Origin of the sequence: Microlunatus sp. GCM10028923 (genome assembly GCF_042666975.1) — a bacterium.
Classification (GTDB): Bacteria; Actinomycetota; Actinomycetes; order Propionibacteriales; family Propionibacteriaceae; genus Microlunatus.
Map to the genome: position 1 here is coordinate 220,538 of NZ_JBHTFF010000012.1, position 17,241 is coordinate 237,778.

Annotated in this window: 20 protein-coding genes; 7 read left to right on the top strand and 13 right to left on the bottom strand. The window is 71.4% G+C overall.

The features are described 5' to 3' along the window. Position 1 precedes the first annotated feature (1 nt). From ACFQU4_RS26630 to ACFQU4_RS26640, 3 genes are all read right to left on the bottom strand, one after another. Positions 2-547 carry a shikimate kinase gene (locus ACFQU4_RS26630; RefSeq protein ID WP_377497850.1) on the bottom strand — a complete coding sequence of 182 codons (546 nt, stop codon included), beginning with the start codon at positions 545-547 and terminating at the stop codon, positions 2-4. Next, positions 547-1,743, bottom strand: a complete 1,197-nt coding sequence (gene aroC, locus ACFQU4_RS26635; RefSeq protein WP_377497852.1) for a chorismate synthase — start codon at positions 1,741-1,743, stop codon at positions 547-549. Before aroC ends, ACFQU4_RS26630 begins: the two co-directional genes overlap by 1 nt. 86 nt (positions 1,744-1,829) lie before the next feature. After that, positions 1,830-2,723, bottom strand: coding sequence for an esterase/lipase family protein (locus tag ACFQU4_RS26640; protein ID WP_377497854.1), 894 nt, complete (start codon positions 2,721-2,723; stop codon positions 1,830-1,832). 178 nt (positions 2,724-2,901) lie between these two features. Between ACFQU4_RS26640 and ACFQU4_RS26645 the strand changes: the two genes are divergently transcribed. Beyond that, positions 2,902-4,095 carry a sensor histidine kinase gene (locus ACFQU4_RS26645; RefSeq protein WP_377497856.1) on the top strand — a complete coding sequence of 398 codons (1,194 nt, stop codon included), beginning with the start codon at positions 2,902-2,904 and terminating at the stop codon, positions 4,093-4,095. Next, on the top strand, positions 4,092-4,787 hold the full coding sequence (locus ACFQU4_RS26650) for a hypothetical protein (RefSeq protein ID WP_377497858.1): 696 nt from the start codon (positions 4,092-4,094) through the stop codon (positions 4,785-4,787). Before ACFQU4_RS26645 ends, ACFQU4_RS26650 begins: the two co-directional genes overlap by 4 nt. Here the strand turns inward: ACFQU4_RS26650 and ACFQU4_RS26655 are convergent. Together ACFQU4_RS26655 and ACFQU4_RS26660 are read right to left on the bottom strand one after the other, a co-directional pair. Further along, a complete protein-coding gene (locus tag ACFQU4_RS26655) occupies positions 4,748-7,426 on the bottom strand; it encodes an alpha/beta fold hydrolase (RefSeq protein ID WP_377497860.1) in 2,679 nt (892 codons plus the stop codon). The genes ACFQU4_RS26650 and ACFQU4_RS26655 overlap by 40 nt on opposite strands. Before the next feature lie 177 nt (positions 7,427-7,603). Continuing rightward, entirely contained in the window at positions 7,604-8,005 is a 402-nt protein-coding gene (locus ACFQU4_RS26660) for a VOC family protein (RefSeq protein WP_377497862.1), read from the bottom strand. A gap of 96 nt (positions 8,006-8,101) precedes the next feature. Here ACFQU4_RS26660 and ACFQU4_RS26665 point away from each other — a divergent pair, with 96 nt between their 5' ends. Genes ACFQU4_RS26665 through ACFQU4_RS26685 form a run of 5 tightly spaced genes read left to right on the top strand, consistent with a single transcriptional unit; the run spans position 8,102 to position 11,029 of the window. Next, positions 8,102-8,719, top strand: coding sequence for a DUF998 domain-containing protein (locus ACFQU4_RS26665; protein ID WP_377497864.1), 618 nt, complete (start codon positions 8,102-8,104; stop codon positions 8,717-8,719). Between the two features lie 8 nt (positions 8,720-8,727). Beyond that, the gene (locus ACFQU4_RS26670) at positions 8,728-9,090 is read left to right on the top strand and encodes a YciI family protein (RefSeq protein WP_377497866.1); all 363 of its coding nucleotides are present in this window, start codon (positions 8,728-8,730) and stop codon (positions 9,088-9,090) included. A 15-nt stretch (positions 9,091-9,105) separates the two neighbouring features. Further along, positions 9,106-9,795: a helix-turn-helix domain-containing protein gene (locus ACFQU4_RS26675; protein WP_377497868.1), complete on the top strand. Its 690-nt coding sequence runs from the start codon at positions 9,106-9,108 to the stop codon at positions 9,793-9,795. A 46-nt stretch (positions 9,796-9,841) separates the two neighbouring features. Next, on the top strand, positions 9,842-10,381 hold the full coding sequence (locus tag ACFQU4_RS26680; protein ID WP_377497870.1) for a dihydrofolate reductase family protein: 540 nt from the start codon (positions 9,842-9,844) through the stop codon (positions 10,379-10,381). A gap of 36 nt (positions 10,382-10,417) precedes the next feature. Next, complete coding sequence (locus ACFQU4_RS26685; protein ID WP_377497872.1) at positions 10,418-11,029, top strand: DUF1707 domain-containing protein; 612 nt, start codon at positions 10,418-10,420, stop codon at positions 11,027-11,029. An 8-nt stretch (positions 11,030-11,037) separates the two neighbouring features. Here ACFQU4_RS26685 and ACFQU4_RS26690 read toward each other — a convergent pair whose 3' ends face one another. From ACFQU4_RS26690 to mltG, 8 genes are all read right to left on the bottom strand, one after another. After that, positions 11,038-12,291: an RNA polymerase sigma factor gene (locus ACFQU4_RS26690; protein WP_377497873.1), complete on the bottom strand. Its 1,254-nt coding sequence runs from the start codon at positions 12,289-12,291 to the stop codon at positions 11,038-11,040. A 12-nt stretch (positions 12,292-12,303) separates the two neighbouring features. Next, a complete protein-coding gene (locus ACFQU4_RS26695) occupies positions 12,304-12,720 on the bottom strand; it encodes a YciI family protein (RefSeq protein WP_377497876.1) in 417 nt (138 codons plus the stop codon). Between the two features lie 26 nt (positions 12,721-12,746). Continuing rightward, positions 12,747-13,091 (bottom strand): DUF1801 domain-containing protein, encoded by a 345-nt coding sequence (locus tag ACFQU4_RS26700; RefSeq protein ID WP_377497878.1) that lies wholly within the window; start codon positions 13,089-13,091, stop codon positions 12,747-12,749. A gap of 4 nt (positions 13,092-13,095) precedes the next feature. Further along, positions 13,096-13,653, bottom strand: a complete 558-nt coding sequence (locus ACFQU4_RS26705; RefSeq protein ID WP_377497880.1) for a dihydrofolate reductase family protein — start codon at positions 13,651-13,653, stop codon at positions 13,096-13,098. 105 nt (positions 13,654-13,758) lie between these two features. Further along, positions 13,759-13,938 (bottom strand): hypothetical protein, encoded by a 180-nt coding sequence (locus tag ACFQU4_RS26710; protein ID WP_377497882.1) that lies wholly within the window; start codon positions 13,936-13,938, stop codon positions 13,759-13,761. A 410-nt stretch (positions 13,939-14,348) separates the two neighbouring features. Then, complete coding sequence (locus ACFQU4_RS26715) at positions 14,349-15,236, bottom strand: phosphotransferase (protein WP_377497884.1); 888 nt, start codon at positions 15,234-15,236, stop codon at positions 14,349-14,351. Between the two features lie 12 nt (positions 15,237-15,248). Continuing rightward, positions 15,249-16,109: a shikimate dehydrogenase gene (locus ACFQU4_RS26720; RefSeq protein ID WP_377497886.1), complete on the bottom strand. Its 861-nt coding sequence runs from the start codon at positions 16,107-16,109 to the stop codon at positions 15,249-15,251. Next, positions 16,106-17,215 carry an endolytic transglycosylase MltG gene (gene mltG, locus ACFQU4_RS26725; protein WP_377497888.1) on the bottom strand — a complete coding sequence of 370 codons (1,110 nt, stop codon included), beginning with the start codon at positions 17,213-17,215 and terminating at the stop codon, positions 16,106-16,108. The genes ACFQU4_RS26720 and mltG overlap by 4 nt, the downstream gene beginning before the upstream one ends. Positions 17,216-17,241 lie beyond the last annotated feature (26 nt).

Genomic DNA, 17,241 nt, shown 5'->3' on the forward strand with positions numbered 1-17,241 from the left:
ATCATGACGACGTGCCGATCAGCGCGTCGACGATGGCGACCGGCTGCAGTTCGTCGACGTCCAGCGCCTCGGTGGCGACCGCGGCGTAGAGCGGCTGCCGCTCGGCCAGCAGCTTGACCAGGGTGCCGTGCACGTTGCCGAGCAGCAGTGGCCGGGCCGTGTTGAGCCCGACCCGCTTCGCCGCGGTGCCGGCGGTCACCTTGAGCCAGATCACCCGGTGCCCGACCAGCGCCTCCCGGATCCGGGCCGAGGTCACGGCACCGCCGCCGAGCGACAGCACCCCCGGCCGGTCCAGCAGTTCCAGCGTGACCGCGGCCTCCAGCTCCCGGAACGCCGGTTCGCCGTCGTCGGCAAAGATCTCCGCGATCGGCTTGCCGGCCCGTTCCTCGATCACGGTGTCCACGTCGACGAACGGCACCCCGAGCCGGTCGGCCAGCAGGGCGCCGACGGTCGACTTGCCGGAGCCGGGCGCGCCGATCAGGACGATCGTCGGGGTCGTCGGCGCGGCGGCGGCCCCGCCCGCGGCCGTCACGGTCTCGGGCGGCATCAGCCGCTCACTCCGAGGCCGCGGTCGGCGATCGCCTTCAGGTAGGTCTCGTAGTTGCGGTGGGTCTCCCCCACCGAGTCGCCGCCGAACTTCTCCAGCGCGGCGTTCGCGACGACCAGGGCGACCATCGCCTCGGCCACCACGCCGGCCGCCGGTACCGCGCACACGTCGGACCGCTGGTGGTGCGCGACGGCCTCCTCGCCGGTCCGGACGTCGATCGTCCGCAGCGCCCGCGGCACGGTGGAGATCGGCTTCATCGCGGCCTTGACCCGGAGCACCTCGCCGGTGCTCATCCCGCCCTCGGTGCCGCCGGCCCGGTGGCTGGCCCGGGTCGGACCGCCCGGGCCTGGCACGATCTCGTCGTGTGCCGCGCTGCCCCGGGTCCGGGCCAGTTCGAAGCCGTCCCCGACCTCGACGCCCTTGATCGCCTGGATCCCCATCAGCGCACCGGCCAGTTGGGCGTCCAGCCGGCGGTCGCCGTGCACGTGCGAGCCGAGGCCGGGCGGCAGGCCCCAGGCCAGCACCTCGACCACGCCGCCGAGGGTGTCGCCGTCGGACTGGGCGGCGTCGACCTCGGCGATCATGGCCTGGGTCGCATCGGCGTCGAAGCAGCGGACCGGGTTCTCGTCGATCGCGGCCAGGTCGCCGATCTTGGGCAGCAGCCCGTACGGCGCCTTGGCGGTGCCGAGCTCGACGACATGGCTGAGGATCGTGATCCCGTACGCCTGCTCGAGGAAGTTCTGGGCGACCCGGCCGATGGCGACCCGGGCCGCGGTCTCGCGGGCGCTGGCCCGTTCCAGGATCGGCCGGGCCTCGTCGAAGTCGTACTTCTGCATGCCGGCCAGGTCGGCGTGCCCGGGCCGTGGCCGGGTCAGCGGCGCGTTGCGGGCGCGGCCCTCCAGGATGGCCGGGTCGACCGGGTCCGCGGACATCACGTCTTCCCACTTGGGCCACTCGGTGTTGCCGACCTGGATCGCGACCGGCCCGCCCTGCGACTCGCCGTGCCGGACGCCGCCAAGGATGGTCACCGCGTCCGCCTCGAACTTCATCCGGGCGCCGCGGCCGTAGCCGAGCCGGCGCCGGGCGAGAGCCTGCGCGATGTCGTCGGAGGTGACCCGGACGTGGGCCGGAAGTCCTTCCAGGGTGGCCACCAGAGCGGGGCCGTGAGATTCACCGGCGGTGAGCCAACGGAGCATGACGGTCAGTCTTTCACGAACGTACGGAGCTCCATCGTGCTGTCCGGGCCCGGCTCGCGTGGCCGGGCCCGGACAGCACGCCGGGGTTACCTGCTGGCGTGCAGGTAGGCGGCCTGGTAGGCCCGATCCACCGCGGAGGTCTTCTTCGACCAACCGGACCAGCCGGAGCCACGGGTGTAGACCCGGAGACAGAAGGCACCGGCGACCTTGCGCGGGAAGTGCGAGTGCTCCAGGCGCTTCTTGTCACCCGCGCAGCGGGCGGCGTTGTATTGGATCCGGTGGTGCGCATCCACCTCGACACCGCCGCCCTCCGAGACCGTGTCGTCCTCGTAGGAGGACATCACGGTCCAGCGCGCGCCCATCTCGGCCCCGGGCAGCTTCGGGCGACCGCCGGTCCCCTTGCCGAGCACCTCGACCTGCTTGAAGAAGCTACTTCCCGGATTCAGCTGCTGGCACTGCCGGTAGGCGATGCAGGCCTTGGCGACGTGGGTTCCCTTGTGCGGCGTGGCCATCGTGATCACGTCCTCGACGTAGAGGCGCTTGGGCCAGCCCTTGGTGTTGCGCTGCACGTTCAGCAGCGCCGACCGGATCGCCAGTCCGCCCATCGAATGCGCCACCACGTCGACCTTCTTGTTCTTGCTGGTGAAGTTGTCGTAGATGTACCAGGCCAGCTTGCGGCCGACCGTGTGGATCGACGTGTTCCGGCTGCCCTTGTAGCGGTGGCTGCAGTTCTCGTCGCCGCTGTAGTAGCCGAAGGTCAGCAGCCGTCCGGTCCAGCCCTTGTTCCGGAAGTGGTTCTTCGTGTTCCGCCAGGTGTTCTCGCAGTTGGTCTTGCCGGACGGCGCGAAGCCGTGCACGAAGATCACCGCATTGTTCTTCGCGTTGCCGCGCGGCGGCTTCGCCTCGGCCGGCGCGGCCGTGGCCAAGCCCAGGCCGGCGATCATGGCCAGCGTGGCGAGCAGGGTCAGCACTCGTCGCATCGACAGCTCCTCTCGGATCCCTGATTCGTCGGCTCCGGCCGGACCGGCCGAAGTACTTCCGATCCTTGCGGCCTGTGGGCGCGCTGTGACCCAACGAATCCGCGAAGCTGAGCGCGTACGCGTCGGCGACCCGAGAGGAACCATGAGCGGTCGGAGCGGTTTGTGGCGGGTTGCTGAGTTGCCCACCACGAGGGCGGGCATCGAGCGGGCGTTCTCGTACTTCATCGCAGGGATCCGGCTCGGCACGGTGGCGCAGATGGTGCCGTCGGTTCACCTCGGTGTCACGACCTCCCCGAACGGCACCGGCTACCTGATCTGCTGGCTGGCTGCCGCCGGAGCCGCGGTCACGGTGAGCGTGCTGACCCTGGTCCGGCGCCGCCCGCTCGGCACGGTCGGCGCGGTGATCGACTTCGCCCTGGCGTGCGGCCAGCTGCTGCTCGGGCCGCTGGTGCTGGCGCCGGGCGACCGGCTCGGCAGCTGGGTCACCTACCAGTCGGCGAACGCGTTGTCGGTGATCTACACGGCCAGCGGCGTCCGCCAGCGCAGCGTCTGGGTGGGCGGGCTGCTCGGCGTGATCGGCTGCTACGTCGTCTATCTCGGCCGGGAGCTGGCCGGTGACCAGACCTTCAACGCGCTCGGCAATATCCTGACCTTCGTCGTGTACGCCCTGATCGCGCGCATGTTCTTCGGCTTCACCCGGCGGATCGCCGCCGACGCCGACGCGTCCCGGGCCCGCGCCGCCGAACTGGCCCGGCGCGAGGAGGAACGCCGGGCCCAGCTCACCATGCACAACGGCGTCGCGCTGATGCGGCTGCTCACCGAGCCCGGATCCGACGACACCCGGCGCCGGCTGATCGACCAGGCCGAGGTGGAACTCCGGCGGATGCGCGCCTACCTGCGCGGCCGCGCCGGCCCCGACCGGGAAGCCGGCACCGGTGCGACCGTCGGGCTCGGTTCCATGATCACCACCGTGTGCGACCGGTACGCCGATCTCAACGTCGACGCCCTGCTCGACCTCGGCGCCGGCCTGGAACTCCCGGCCGATCAGGCCGAGGCGCTCGAACGGGCCCTGGACAGCCTGCTGCTCAACGTTCGCCGGCACGCCCGCGCCGACAGCGTCGTGGTCCACCTCGACCGCGGCACTGAGGAGAACTGGCGGCTGACCGTGCGGGACGACGGGGTCGGCTTCGACCCGGAGCAGGTCGCCACCGGCGTCGGGCTCCGCGAGGTCGTCCTGGGTGAACTGCGGCGACGCGGCCTCGAGGTCATGATCAACTCGGCGGTCGGCGAGGGGACGACCGTGACGATCACGTCCGGCGCGGCGCCGGTGGCCGTACACCGGGACCGTGATCCGGCCGGGGAGACCGCATGAGGCCGCGGGTCGCTGTCGTCGACGACGCGTCGCTGATCCGCGAGTCGGTCGGCCTCCTGATGCCCGGCCTGGAAGTGATCACCGCCGTGGCCAACGTCGAGGAACTGCTGCGGCAGCGCCCGGAAGTCGATCTTGTGCTACTCGATCTGCATCTGGCCAATCTCGAACAGCAGCCGGACGTGCGGCAGGGCATCGCCGCGATCCGGGCCCTGACGGGCGCCCATCGGGTCTGCGTCTACAGCCAGGAGGAGCGCCGCTTCGTGCTCGCCGCCTGCATCGCCGCCGGCGCCGCTGGCGTCGTGTCCAAGGCGCTGCCGACCGGCCGGGCCGAGCAGCTCATCCTCGAGGTCGCGGCCGGCGGCACCGCGGTTCCGCAGTCGGTGATCGGGATCCTCGAGGTGCTGGTCCGGCGCAACTGCATCACCCTGCTCAGCGAGCGGCAACGCCAGCTGCTGCACGGACGGGCGCGCGGGCTGACGTACGCCCAACTGGCCAAGGAGCTGTACGTCAGCGAGACCACCCTGCGCGGCTACTGGCTGGACCTGACCCGGTCGTTGTCGGACTCGCTGCGCAGCCTGACGCCGAGCGAACTCGAGCGGTCCCTCGGGCTGGCGCCGGGCGATCTGCTGGAGTTCTGGCCGGGCGGCGGGGCTCAGCGGAACGACTGGTGGCGGCTCGACTCCGGTGCCTGAGCCGCGTCGACGAAGCTCTCGATGATCGGGCCGAGCACGGCCGGCTCGACGTCGTGCGGCTGGCCGGCCATGGTCAGCCGGCGGCCCCGCGGGAGCAGGTCGGCCACCCGCTGAGCGGTGGTCCGGCGCCAGGAGCGGCTCTGCTCGCCGTCCACGACCAGCGTCGGTACGGTGATCGCGGCGGCCCAGTGCGGCGGCAGGCCGAAGTCGCCCATCACCTCGAGGTCGTACGCCAGCGTCGGCGCGACCGCCTCCAGGTCGGGCCAGAGCGGCGCGTTGCGCATCGGCGCGACCACCTCGGCCGGCATCTCGACCGCCGTGACCAGGAAGGCCTCGACCGCGTCGCCGGGCCGGCCGCGGGCGACCAGGTCGCGCAGCCGGTCGGCGAAGTCGGGCGGCATCGGCGGCCGGGCCGGATCCAGGATGAACGGCGGCTCGATCAGCAACAGGCCGTCGATCGGCACCCCGCGGGCCGCGGCCTCGGCGGCCAGCACGGCGCCGGACGAGACGCCGAGCGCGTACGCCGAGCCGCCGGCCAGCCGGACCACCGCGGCCAGGTCCTCGATCTCCCGGCCCACCACCGCGGGCCCGTCGGTCCCGGCGTCGCCGCTGTCACCGCGGCCGCGCCGGTCGTACGTGATCATGGTGAACCGCCCGGCCAGGTGCTCCGCCAGCGGCCGGAAGGTGCGCCGGTCGTTCAGCGCGCCACCGACCAGGACGACCGCCGGGCCGCTGCCGTACACCTCGGCGGCGATCGTGGTGCCGTCCGCGGAGGTCACGGTCTGGTGCCGCCGGCCCGGTTCGTGGCGGCGGTCGGGCCGGTCGGAGTAGAGACCGCCGAGATAGGCGAACAGCTCGCTGTGCCCGTACAGCCTGGGCTCGGTGCGCTGGGCCAGGCCGGCGAAGTAGCGGTCGTAGCGGCGCCGGACGTCGTCCGCCTCGCCGGCCGCGACCAGCCGCTCGGTGGCGAACGCGCGGACCAGTTCCAGCAGCCGGTAGCGGGACCCGGCGCTGCCGTCGATCCGTACCACCAGGGAACGGTCGACCAGCCGGCCGAGCAGTTCGGCGACGTCGGCGACCGGCACCACGTCGCCCGCGCAGACGGCTTCGGCCGCGGCCAGGGTGCAGCCGCCCGGGTGCGGTGCGAGGCGGCGCAGCACCGCCCGTTCCGGCGTGGTCAGCAACTCCCAGCTCCACTCGACGATCGAGGTCAGGGTCTGCTGCCGGTCCGGCCGGCCGCGCTGCCGGCGGCGGTCGTCGAGCCGTTCCGCAAGATCACGGACGTCGAGCGCCGCGACCCGGCTGGCGGCCAGTTCCAGCGCCAGCGGCAGGCCGTCCAGCCGGCGGCACAGGTCGGCCACCGCCGCGACGTTGTCCGGGCCGAGCCGGAAGCGGGGATCGGCCGCGGCGGCCCGGGCGGTGAACAGCTGGACCGCCGCGCTGTCGGTCGCGTCGGTGTCGGGGCCGGGCAGCGGCAGCGGCGGCACCGGCCAGCGCTGCTCCCCCGCGACGCCGAGCGCCTCGCGGCTGGTGGCGAGGATCCGCAGCCCGGCCTCGCCGGCCAGCAGCCCGGTCGCCAGGTCGGCCGCGGCGTCGATCACGTGCTCGCAGTTGTCCAGCACGAGCAGCGCGTCCGGCCCGCGTTCAGCTGCTGCGGCGGCGACCGCCTCGGCCAGCCGGGCCGGTTCGGCGCCGGGTTCCAGGTCGGCCAGCTCGACCAGCCAGGCGTCGCCGTCGTGACGTCGCGCGACGGCCAGCGCGAGGCTGGTCTTGCCGACGCCGCCGGGCCCGGTCAGCGTGATCAGCCTGGTCCCGGGGAGCCGTTCGGTCAGCTCGGCCAGGTCGTCGTCGCGGCCGATCAGGTCGGTCACCGGTGCCGGCAGGTTCCCGACCGGCGCTTCGCTCGGCTGCGGGCCGAGCGTGGGGTCGTCGGTGAGGATCCGCTGGTGCAGCTCGACCAGGTCCGGGCTCGGGTCGAGGCCGAGTTCGTCGGCCAGCCGGTGCCGCAGGTCCGCGTAGCTCTGCAGCGCCTCGGCCTGCCGGCCGGCCCGGGCCAGCGCCCTCAGCTGGACGGCCCGGAGCCGCTGCCGGAGTGGATTGGCGGCGACCAGTTCGGCGACCTCGGCCACCAGGTGATCATGCTCGCCGAGTTCCAGCCGAGCCTCGGCGTAGGCCTCCTGGACGGCCAGCCGCTCCTCGTCCAGCCGGTCGATCGCGGCCCTCGGGAAGGTTTCCTCTGCGAAGTCGGCGTACGCGGGGCCGCGCCACAGGGTGAGCGCGTCGGCCAGGGTCGCCGCCCGCATCCGTACGCTGCCGGTCTGCCGGGCCCGGGTCGCCAGGGCCCGGAACCGGCCGGCGTCCATCGCCTCGGCCGGCACCGTGATCAGGTAGCCCGGCGCCGCCGTCCGGACCAGTTCCCGGGCACCCGGTTCGGCGGTCTCCAACGCCCGGCGCAACTGCGAGATCCGGGTCTGCAGCGTCGACATCGGGTTGACCGGCAGCGCATCGCCCCAGACGTCGTCGATCAGGGACGCCGCCGACACCGGCCGGCCGGCGTGCAGCAACAGATCGGCGAGCAGTGCGCGGACCTTACGGTCCGGGATGCGCACCGCTGCGCCGTCGTCGGTCCACGCCGCCACCGGCCCCAACACCCCGAATCGCACTCCCCCATACTCCGCCCCTCACCTCCGCCGACCGGGCACAAAAGCAGCCGTTTCCGCGGCGTGTCGCTGCACTGATGCCCGGTCGGTCGAAGTTGAGGGGGTGGGTACGGGCTCCGGGCTGATCGCCGACGGGCTCGGGCACCGACGGTCGGCTCAGCCGACCATCTCGTTCAGGGCCAGGATGTTGCCCTCCGAGTCACGGATCCAGACCGATTTCACCGGGCCGTAGTCCATCACCCGGCCGCGCGGCACGCCCTCGACGCCGGCGAAGCTGCCCTTGCCGAGCGGCAGGATCTCCGCGCCGGCCTCGGCCAGTTCGTCGACGAGCTGCTCGATGCCGGTGACCATGAAGCTGACCACCGGGTACGGCGGCGGCACCCGGTCGGTCAGCTCGGAGAGCGCGATCATGGTGCCCGCGGCGTCGAACGCCATCGGGTCCTGGTCGGGTCCGGAGAGCAGCTTCAGGCCGAGCACGTCGCGATAGAACGCGCGGGCGCGGTCGCCGTCCTGGGCCGGCAGGATCGGGTTGAGCGGGTGGTCACCGAGTCGGGTCATGCCGAGAGGCTAATCGCGATGGCTGACAGTCCCTGGTCGAGGAACCGGAGGCGGGCCTGAAGGGTTTCTGAAGCGCCGGGCCGCAGAGTCCTGGTCATGAAGAACACACTGTTGCTCGCCGGCGCGATCGCCGGTCCGCTCTACGTCGGCATCGGCACCGTCGAGGCCCTGGTCCGGGACGGCTTCGACCTCCGGATCCACCCGCTCAGCGTGCTCGCCAACGGACCGGGCGGCTGGGTCCACTCCGCGATGATGATCACCACCGGACTGCTCACCGTGCTCGGCGTCGCCGGACTGCGCGGCGCCGTGCCGCGGGTCACCGCGATCGGCCTGCTGATCTACGGACTCGGCGTCACGGCCGCCGGGATGATGACGGCCGACCCGGTGGCCGGTTTCCCGCCAGGGACTCCGACCACGCCGCCGGAGACGATCAGCTGGCACGGGCTCGGCCACTTCCTGGCCGGCGCGATCGGCTTCCTCGGCCTGATCGTCGCGGCGCTGGCGCTGGCCTGGTGGCAGCGCAAGAACGGCCGGCCCGGCTGGGCGGTCTTCTCGCTGATCACCGGCGTCTTCTACCTCGCCTCGTTCGTCGGCATCGGCGCCAGCGGCGGCCGGCCCGCACTCAATATCGCCTTCAGCGTCGCGGTGGCGCTCGGTTGGACCTGGATCACGCTGCTGATGCTGCGGAACCGTACGGCCGGGCCGCGGTCCTGAACGGGCGGATGATCATGCGCTTCATCTCGATCCTGCGTACTTCCGAGGCGCACGGGTTCCCGCCGCCGGCCCTGCACGAGGGCATGGCCGCGCTCGGCGCGGAGGCCGCCGCGGCCGGGGTCCTGGTCGACACGGCCGGGTTGCTGCCGATCACGACCGCGACCAAGATCACCGTCGCCGACGGCGAGTTAATCACCAGCGACGGCCCGTTCGACGAGCCCGCCCCGATCGGCGCATATGCGGTTTACGATGTCGCCGACCGGGCCGAGGTCGTCGCCTGGACCCGGCGCTTCATGGACCTGCACCGGCGCACCTGGCCGGGCTGGTCCGGCGAGTCGGAGATCCGCCAGGTCTTCGGCCGCGAAGGCTGACGGGAGGGAGCCGGGATGATCGGGTTGCACATCGACACCGTCGACGAGCCCGACCGCCGGCTGGGCCGGATCTGGTCGGCCGACTGTGCCCGCCCGACGCCGTTCAGTTCGCTCGCCTCGTACACCTCGGGCCTCGGCTGCGTACGGGTCGGCGGCGTCACCACCGTGCACCTGCGCGGGCCGGCGACCCGGGCCACTCCCCTGACCTGCTCGGCCGGAGCGGAGTTCTTCGGCGCCGACTTCCGGACCGGCGCCTATCTCACGGTCGTCCAGCCCGCCCGCTTGATCAACATGAGCGACACCGTGCTGCCGACGCTGCCGGACGGCCGGGTGCTGCTCGGCGGCCGGGCCTGGGAGACGCCGACGCCGGACAACATCGACGTGTTCGTGGACCGGCTGGAGCGGGCCGGGTTGTTGATCTTCGATCCGCTGGTCGAGGAGTTCCGGTACGGCTGCGCGGTGCCGGTCGCCGACCGGACCGCGCAGAGCCGGTTCCTGCGCGCGGTCGGGCTGTCCCGGCGGACGTTCCGGTTGATCGAACGGACCCGTACCGCCGCCCGGTGGCTCCGGTCCGGCATCCCGATCGGCGACGTGGTCGCCGGCACCGGCTTCTACGACCAGCCGCAGCTGACCCGGGCACTGCGCCGATTGATCGGGCACACGCCGGGCGAGGTCGCCCGGGGCGGGATGTTCCTCGACCTGTGATCGGCGGTTCGGTACAAGACCGGCGCCGGTTCCTTGCCTACCGTCCATGATCATGAGGAAACTGATCGAATCCACGTATCTCTCGCTCGACGGCAAGATCGGCGGGGAGAGCTTCTGGGCCACCCAGAGCCAGTTCCGCGACGACCGGCACGTCGCCTACAACACCGAGCTGCTGGACTCCGCCGAGGCGATGGTCCTCGGCCGGGCCACCTACGAGGTCTTCGCCGCGACCTGGCCCGGCCAGACCGACGCGTTCGCCACCAAGTTCAACGCCCTGCCCAAGCACGTCGCCACCCACGCCGACACCGAACTGACCTGGAACGCCCAGCGGTTGCCCGGCGATGCCGTCGCCGCCGTCGGCGAACTCAAGCAGGCCGGCTCCGGGACCTTGATCAAATACGGCACCGGCAGCTTCAGTCAGGCCCTGCTGGACGGCGGCCAGCTGGACGAGCTGCACCTGTGGATCTTCCCGTTCGTCGCCGGCGCCGGTGATCAACTTCTGCCCGGGGTGACCCGCAACCTCGACCTGGTCCAGGTGACCGAGGTCGGCAACGGGGCCGTCGTGCTCACGTACACGCCGAAGTAGGCCGCCGGCGCGGTGCCGTTCGGTAGCATGGCGGCGATGTCTGACACCCCGGATTCCTCGCTGCCGCTGCCGGCTGCCCGCGTCAGCGACGCCGAACGCGAGCGCGCCGCCGAACAGTTGCGGGTCGCGGTGTCGGACGGGCGGCTCGACCTGGACGAACTGGACGAACGGCTGACGGCGGCGTACCAGGCCAAGACCCGGGCCGAACTGGTCGCCGTGACCTTCGACCTGGTGCCGGTCCGGAACGAGACCCGGCCGCTGGCCCTGCGGACCAAGAGCGGAACGATCAAGCGCACCGGGGTCTGGACGGTGCCGGCCGAGATCATCGCCGAGTGCACGTCCGGAACGATCAAGCTCGACTTCACCCAGGCCCGGATCGAGGATCGGGAGGTCCACGTCCACGCGAACGCGAAGTCCGGCTCGGTGGTGCTCGTGGTGCCGCACCGGGGCTGGACGGTGGTGATGGAGGACGTGAGCAGTTCCAGCGGCAGCATCGTGAACAAGGTGCACGGCGACGGCGGTCCGTACGGCCACACGATCCGGGTGACCGGCGGCGTCACCTCGGGCGTGATCAAGGCCCGGCACCCGCGGCGGCGCTTCATCGACTGGCTGCTCGGCCGGCCGCACCCCGACGCCCTGACCTCCTGAGGTCCTGATCAGGCCGGGCCCTTCGCGGCCGCGGCGAGCGCGTCGGTCATCCGGCTGAGCAGCAGCTGCCGTTCCTGTCTCGTCGGCGCGAGCCCGGCGGCCCGTTCCAGTTCCTCGGCGGCCTCGGTGTGCCGGCCCAGGCGGCCGAGCAAGTCGCCGCGGACGGCGCCGAGCAGGTGGTAGCCGGTGAGCCGGCGGTCCTCGAGCAGCGGTGCGGTCGCGGCCAGCGCCGCCTCGGGTCCGTCGATGTGGAGGACGGCGACGGCGCGGTTCAGTTGCACCACGGGCGACGCGGTGACCTGGCCGAGGGCGTCGTAGAGGGCGAGGATCGCACTCCAGTCGGTGTCCGCGAAGGTGATCGCGCGGGCGTGGCAGGCGGAGATGGCGGCCTGCAGCGCGTACGGGCCGAGGGGCCGCGCCAGGGCGAACGCCCGGTCCAGCATGCCGAGGCCGTGGTTGATCAAGGTCCGGTCCCAGCGCCGCCGATCTTGATCTTCGAGCCGAACCGGGATCCCGTGATCGTCGACCCGGGTCCGGAACCGGGAGGTCTGCAGTTCCATCAGGGCGACCAGCCCGAACACCTCGGGCTCGGTCGGCACCAGCCCGGCCAGGACCCGGCCCATCCGCATCGCCTCGACGGCCAGGTCCGCACGGACCACCTGCTCGCCGGAGGACGCCGAATAGCCCTCGTTGAAGATCAGATAGAGCACGTCCAGCACCACCAGCAGACGCTCGGGCAGGTCCGCGGCCGACGGCGCCTCGATCGGGACCCGGGCCTCGGCGAGCGTCCGCTTCGCCCGCGAGATCCGCTGCCCGATGGTCGCCGACGGCGCCAGGAACGCCCGGGCGATCTCGTCGGTGGTGAGCCCGCCGAACAGGCGCAGGGTGAGGGCGACCCGGGACTCGGGCGACAGCAGCGGATGGCAGGTGGTGAACAGCATGGTGAGCAGGTCGTCCGGGATCGGGTCGAGCGCCTCCGCGGAGGCGTCGTCGCCCGGCCCGGCGACGAGGAGCGGCGCCTTCCGGCGGGCCGTCTCCTCGCGCCGGGCCCGGTCGATCGCCTTGTGCCACGCCGTCGTCATCAGCCAGGCACCCGGACGAGGCGGTACGCCCTCGACGGGCCACTGCTCCAGGGCCGCGACGAACGCCTCGGCCGCCAGGTCCTCGGCGAGATCGAGATTCCCGATCCGCCGGGCCAGGGTCGCGATCAACTGGGGCGCCTCGATCCGCCACAGCGCCTCGACCGACGCGCGGAGTTCCATGACGATCGGGGTTCAGTCCGCGCCGGGGTGCTGCAGCCGCTCGCTGCGGTCCAGGGTCTCGGCGTCGACCGTCTCGGCGAAGTCGTCCAGGTCGAACAACGGCCGGATCTCCAGGACCTGGGCGTCGCCGTACGCGGGATCGTACGGGCACCGTTTGGCCCATTCGACCGCCTCGGCCAGCGAACTGACCTCCCAGATCCAGTAGCCCGCGATCACCTCCTTGGACTCGGTGAACGGGCCGTCGATCACCGAGGTCCCGGACCTGGTGAAGGCGACCTTGGCCCCGGCACTGCTCGGTTTCAGCCCCTCGCCGCCGAGCATGATGCCGGCCTTGACGAGCTGCTCGTTGAAGACGCGCATCTGCTCGAACATCTCGGTCGTCGGCTCGCCCCGGCCCTCGTCGGCGGCGTCGCCCTTCGTCATCACCATCACGCGCACGATCGGTACTCCTCGTCTCAGTCTCGGCCGGCGGTGCGGCGCAACAGGTCGGCGATGAACTCGGAGTCCACGGTGTCGCCGTCGCGGAGGTCGACGACCTTGCGGTCGCCGGCGCCGAGCGAGCGGAGCAGTCCCGGGACGGGCTCGACGTCGCCCGCGTCGAACACCATGAACGAGACCTTAGCCGCGGCCACGTGCAGCACCGCGACCATCCGGCCGTCCACCTGGAAGTGCGGCTTGCCGTACTGGAGGACCTCCTCGACCTGCGGCAGCGCGCCGTTTACGGCCGCGCGGAGCAGGGCGCCCTGCTCCTGCTGCCAGGGCCGGGTCTTGGCGAGGTAGTCGGTGACGTCGGGATTCATCGCGTCACTCCTGTCCGGCCGCGGCGACGCGGTAGGTCGAGACGACCACGCCGCTGCCGAAGGTGGTGGTCTCGACGTGCGCCAGGCCGGTCCGGCTCGCGGGGCGGAACAGCGGCTCCCCCGCGCCCTTGAGGACCGGGTAGGTCCAGATCCGGTATTCGTCGAGCAGCCCGGCCGTCGCCAGGGCATCGGTGAGCTGCCCGTTGCCCCAGACCAGGACATCGGCGCCCTCGGTCTCCTTGAGCCGCTGGACCGCGGTGATCAGATCCCGGCCCGGGATCACGGTCGTCGGGTTCCAGGCGCTGGTGTCGACGGGCCGGGACGCGACGACGTACTTCTCCATGCTGTTGACGTGATCGGCGTACGGGTTGCCGCCCATCGTCGGCCAGGCCTGGGCCATTCCCTCGTAGGTGACCCGGCCCAGCAGCAGCGCGCCGGCGCCGAGGGTCAGGTCGAGGGCGTACTGCTGGGCCGTCTGATCGTGGTACTGCAGCGACCACTCGTGCGGGTTGTCGATGAAGCCGTCGAGCGTCGTGTAGGTCGAAGCGATGATGCGTCGCACGGGAATTCCCCTCTGCCGATGGGCCGGCCGGTCCGGCCCGTACCCGTCCTTCGGGCGACCGGCCGGCTTTTCGACATCACCGCCGAGAAAACTTCTGTGACCGGATCACCGGCGGTCAAGATCACGACGGCCGCCGGACTCCGGCCGGCGTGCCTCGGACCTCCTTCCGTCGATGATCAACACCTTGGTCGCTGCGTTCTGCCGCCGGGTGAGTCCTTCGGATCGGTGGTGGACGTACTTCGGGTTCATCCGGAACTTCTTGATCTTCGTTTTGGCTGGGCGCATCTCAGCCCTGCCCGCGGTTCGCGGGCAGGCGGCAGCGCCGTACGTGGTCGCGCACGGTGAACGTCTCCCTGACGTGTCAGAAGGGTTGCGGAAACTCCTCCGGCACCGGAAGGCGTGCAGAAACGGGATCGGCTATGCGGAAGGGCGACAGCCCATCGGTCCCACGCCGTACCGGAGGACGAGGTGGACCGCGATGCTTCTCATGATCAAGGACCTTCTGGACAAGCGGGACTGCGGAGCGGGCGCGCAAGAAGCGCCGGGGACGGGATCGAAGACCGTCCGTTCAGGCAGTGGGGTCAGCGGCAGGCTGACGCGGAGGTGACGGCAGCGATTCGCATGCTGTACTCCTCTCACGCTCGGAAATGATCACCGCCAGGCTGGCAGCCGCTTTGGCGACCGTCAACGCATTTTTATGAACGGGACACAGGGTGATCGGACAGGGCCCGCACCGTTCTCCGGCCGATGTCCAGGAAGGCCGACCGATGCCAAGGCTCACCGCGGTGTCGTGGCTGGCCCATCGCGATCAGGCTCAGGCCGATGTACGCCGCCCACCCGGCGGCTCTGCGGATCGTCGCGGTGTCGGGAGTTCCGTACCGCTCGAAGAAGCGGGGCATCAGGGCCGCCGGCAGCAGAGCCCAGGCCGCTCCGAGATCGACGGCCGGGTCGCCCGCCGAAAGCAGGCCGAAGTCGATCATGCCGACCAGCTCGCCGTCGTTGGTCAACACGTTGGAGGGGTGAAGATCACCATGGATCCAGACGGGCGGGCCGGACGACTCCTCGGCGGCAACCGCCGTACGCCAGTGGTCGCGGAGCGCTGTGACGTCAGCCTCGTCGGCGTAGTCGAGGTTCTGTTCGAACCGAGCAGCCAGCCGGTCGAGGGTCGGCCGCTGGGTTGCCGGGGCCTTCGCCGGTGCGGCGACGTGGAGCGCCTTGAGTGCGGCCGCAAGCTGATCCGCAGCTTCGACGGCCGACAGGGGCGCCACGTCGGCCGGGGTGCCGGTGACCCAGGTCGTGATCATCCAGGTCCGAGGGAACAGTGCGGACGCCTGCCCCGCTCGAACGGGGACCGGGATCGAGACCGGCATCCGGGCGGCGATCGCCGGTAGCCAGGCCAGTTCATTGACGTCCTGTTCGGCGGCATCGTCGTGGTGGGGCAGCCGGACCACGAGCTCCGGACCGAGCCGCCACAGCTGATGATCACCACCGGCAGCAGCGAAGGCGAGTTCAAGATCAGCAAGATCGCCGTGCTGCTCCCGCAGCAGGCCGCGCACCAACGTCTCGTCCGGTGCGCCGCTCAACTCCGGCCAGCCTCAGAAGGCTTCGGGGCTCGGGGTCAGGGCGTGGTGGGCGGCGTCGAGGAGGAGGCGGGGGTCGACCTGTTGGCCGGTCATCAGGTGGACCTGCACGGCACCCTGGCCGGCCAGCAGGTCGAGGCCGTTGACGACGCGCTTGCCGGCCCGGTCGGCGGCGGTAGCCAGGGCGGTCGGCCAGCCTTCGTAGATCGCGTCGAAGATCACGTCGGCGCTCGCCGCCGCCTCGTCGGCGACCGCGTCGGCGCCGCCGGCGGTCACGGTGGACAGCAGGACGTCGGCCTTCGGCAGGTCGGTCCCCCAGGGCTGGATGGTCAGCTCGATCTGGAGCGCGGCGGCCAGGCCGCGCAGGCGTTCCGCCTTCGCCGGGGTACGGGCCACGATGGCGATCCGCCGGGCGCCGAGCTCGCCGAGCGAGACCAGGGCCGAGCGCGAGGTGGCGCCGGCGCCGAGCACGGTCGCCGTCTCGATCTTGTCGAGCCCGGGACGGTCACCGGCGAACTGCAGCGCCCAGACCAGGCCGCCGACGTCGGTGTTGTACACGCGGCGGCCGCGGGACTCGAAGATCAACGTGTTCGCGGCACCGGCCAGCGCGGCGACCTCGTCGACCTCGCCGAGCGACATCGCGGCGAACTTGAGCGGCATGGTCAGGCTCAGCCCGCGCCAGGTCGCGTCGCAGCCGGCGACGAAGCCGGCCAGTTCCTGATCATCGACCTGGTAGGCCTGGTAGTCCCAGTCGACCAGCCCGAGCGACGCGTACGCCGCATGGTGCATCACCGGCGACAGCGAGTGCGCGATCGGCGAGCCGAGCACGGCACAGCGTGTCAGGGCGCCGCCACGTTCCGGAAGTGGATGCGTCACTTGCAGGTTCCCGGGTTCGCCTGGCACCAGGCCTGGAACTCACGGACGATCTGGTCGAACTCCGCCGAGGTGTTGACGAACTTGGTCTCACCGGTGTCCAGGTTGACCGTGACGAAGTACATCCAGGAGCCGTCGGCCGGGGCCAGCGCGGCCTCGATCGCCGCCTTGCCGGGCGCCGAGATCGGCCCGGGCGGCAGCCCCTTCACCTTGTACGTGTTGTACGGCGACTTCGAATTCCGCTGCTCCGGCGTGGTCACCGCGCTCTTGGAGTTGACCGCGTAGAGCACGGTCGAGTCCAGGCCGAGGTTCCACTTCTTGTCCAGCCGGTTGTAGATCACCCGGGCCGCCTTCGGCCGGTCCTCGGCACGGCGGACCTCCTTGTCCAGGATGCTGGCCACGATCAGCACCTCGTACGGGCTCTTGCCGATCTTCTTGGCCCGTTCCGTGAGGTTCAGGTCCTTGGCCACCTTCGCGTACTGCGCCGTCATCTGCTTCAGCACCGACTTGGCGGTGGCGCTCTCGACGAGCTCGTACGTCTCCGGGAACAGGACGCCCTCCGGGTTGTTCTTGGCGTAGCTGGGCAGGCCCAGCTCCTTCGGCTTCTTCAGCGCCGCCTCGAACTCCTTCTTGTCGATCTTGGTGCTCTTCACGAGCGCATCGATCTGCTCGGAGAGCCGCAGCCCCTCCTTGACCTGGAACTGGGCCCGGACCCGCGAGTCGCCGGGGTTGACCAGCAGCGTCAGGGCGTCGACCGCCTTCATCTGCAGCCGCATCCGGTAGCGACCGGCCTGGATCGTGTTGGCCCGCGGTTCGCGGTCGACGACCTTCTCCCAGGCCTGGGTCGACTTGATCACATCGGCTTCCCGCAGCGTGCCGCCGATCTGGTCCAGCGAGGAACCCTCCGGCACGATCACCGTCACCTCGTCGCCGCCCGGTCCCGGGTAGTCCGGCACCTCGCCGAAGGTGGTGATGAACTCCGTCGTCTTGTTCCAGACGAAGGAGGCGCCGAAGATGAGCACCGCGGCCGCGAGCAGGACGGCGAGATACCCCTTGATCCGGTGGGCGATCTCCCGCCCAGCACTCGGCTTGTGTTCGGGGTCGAGCATCGATGACACGTCGAGGGGGTTCTTCC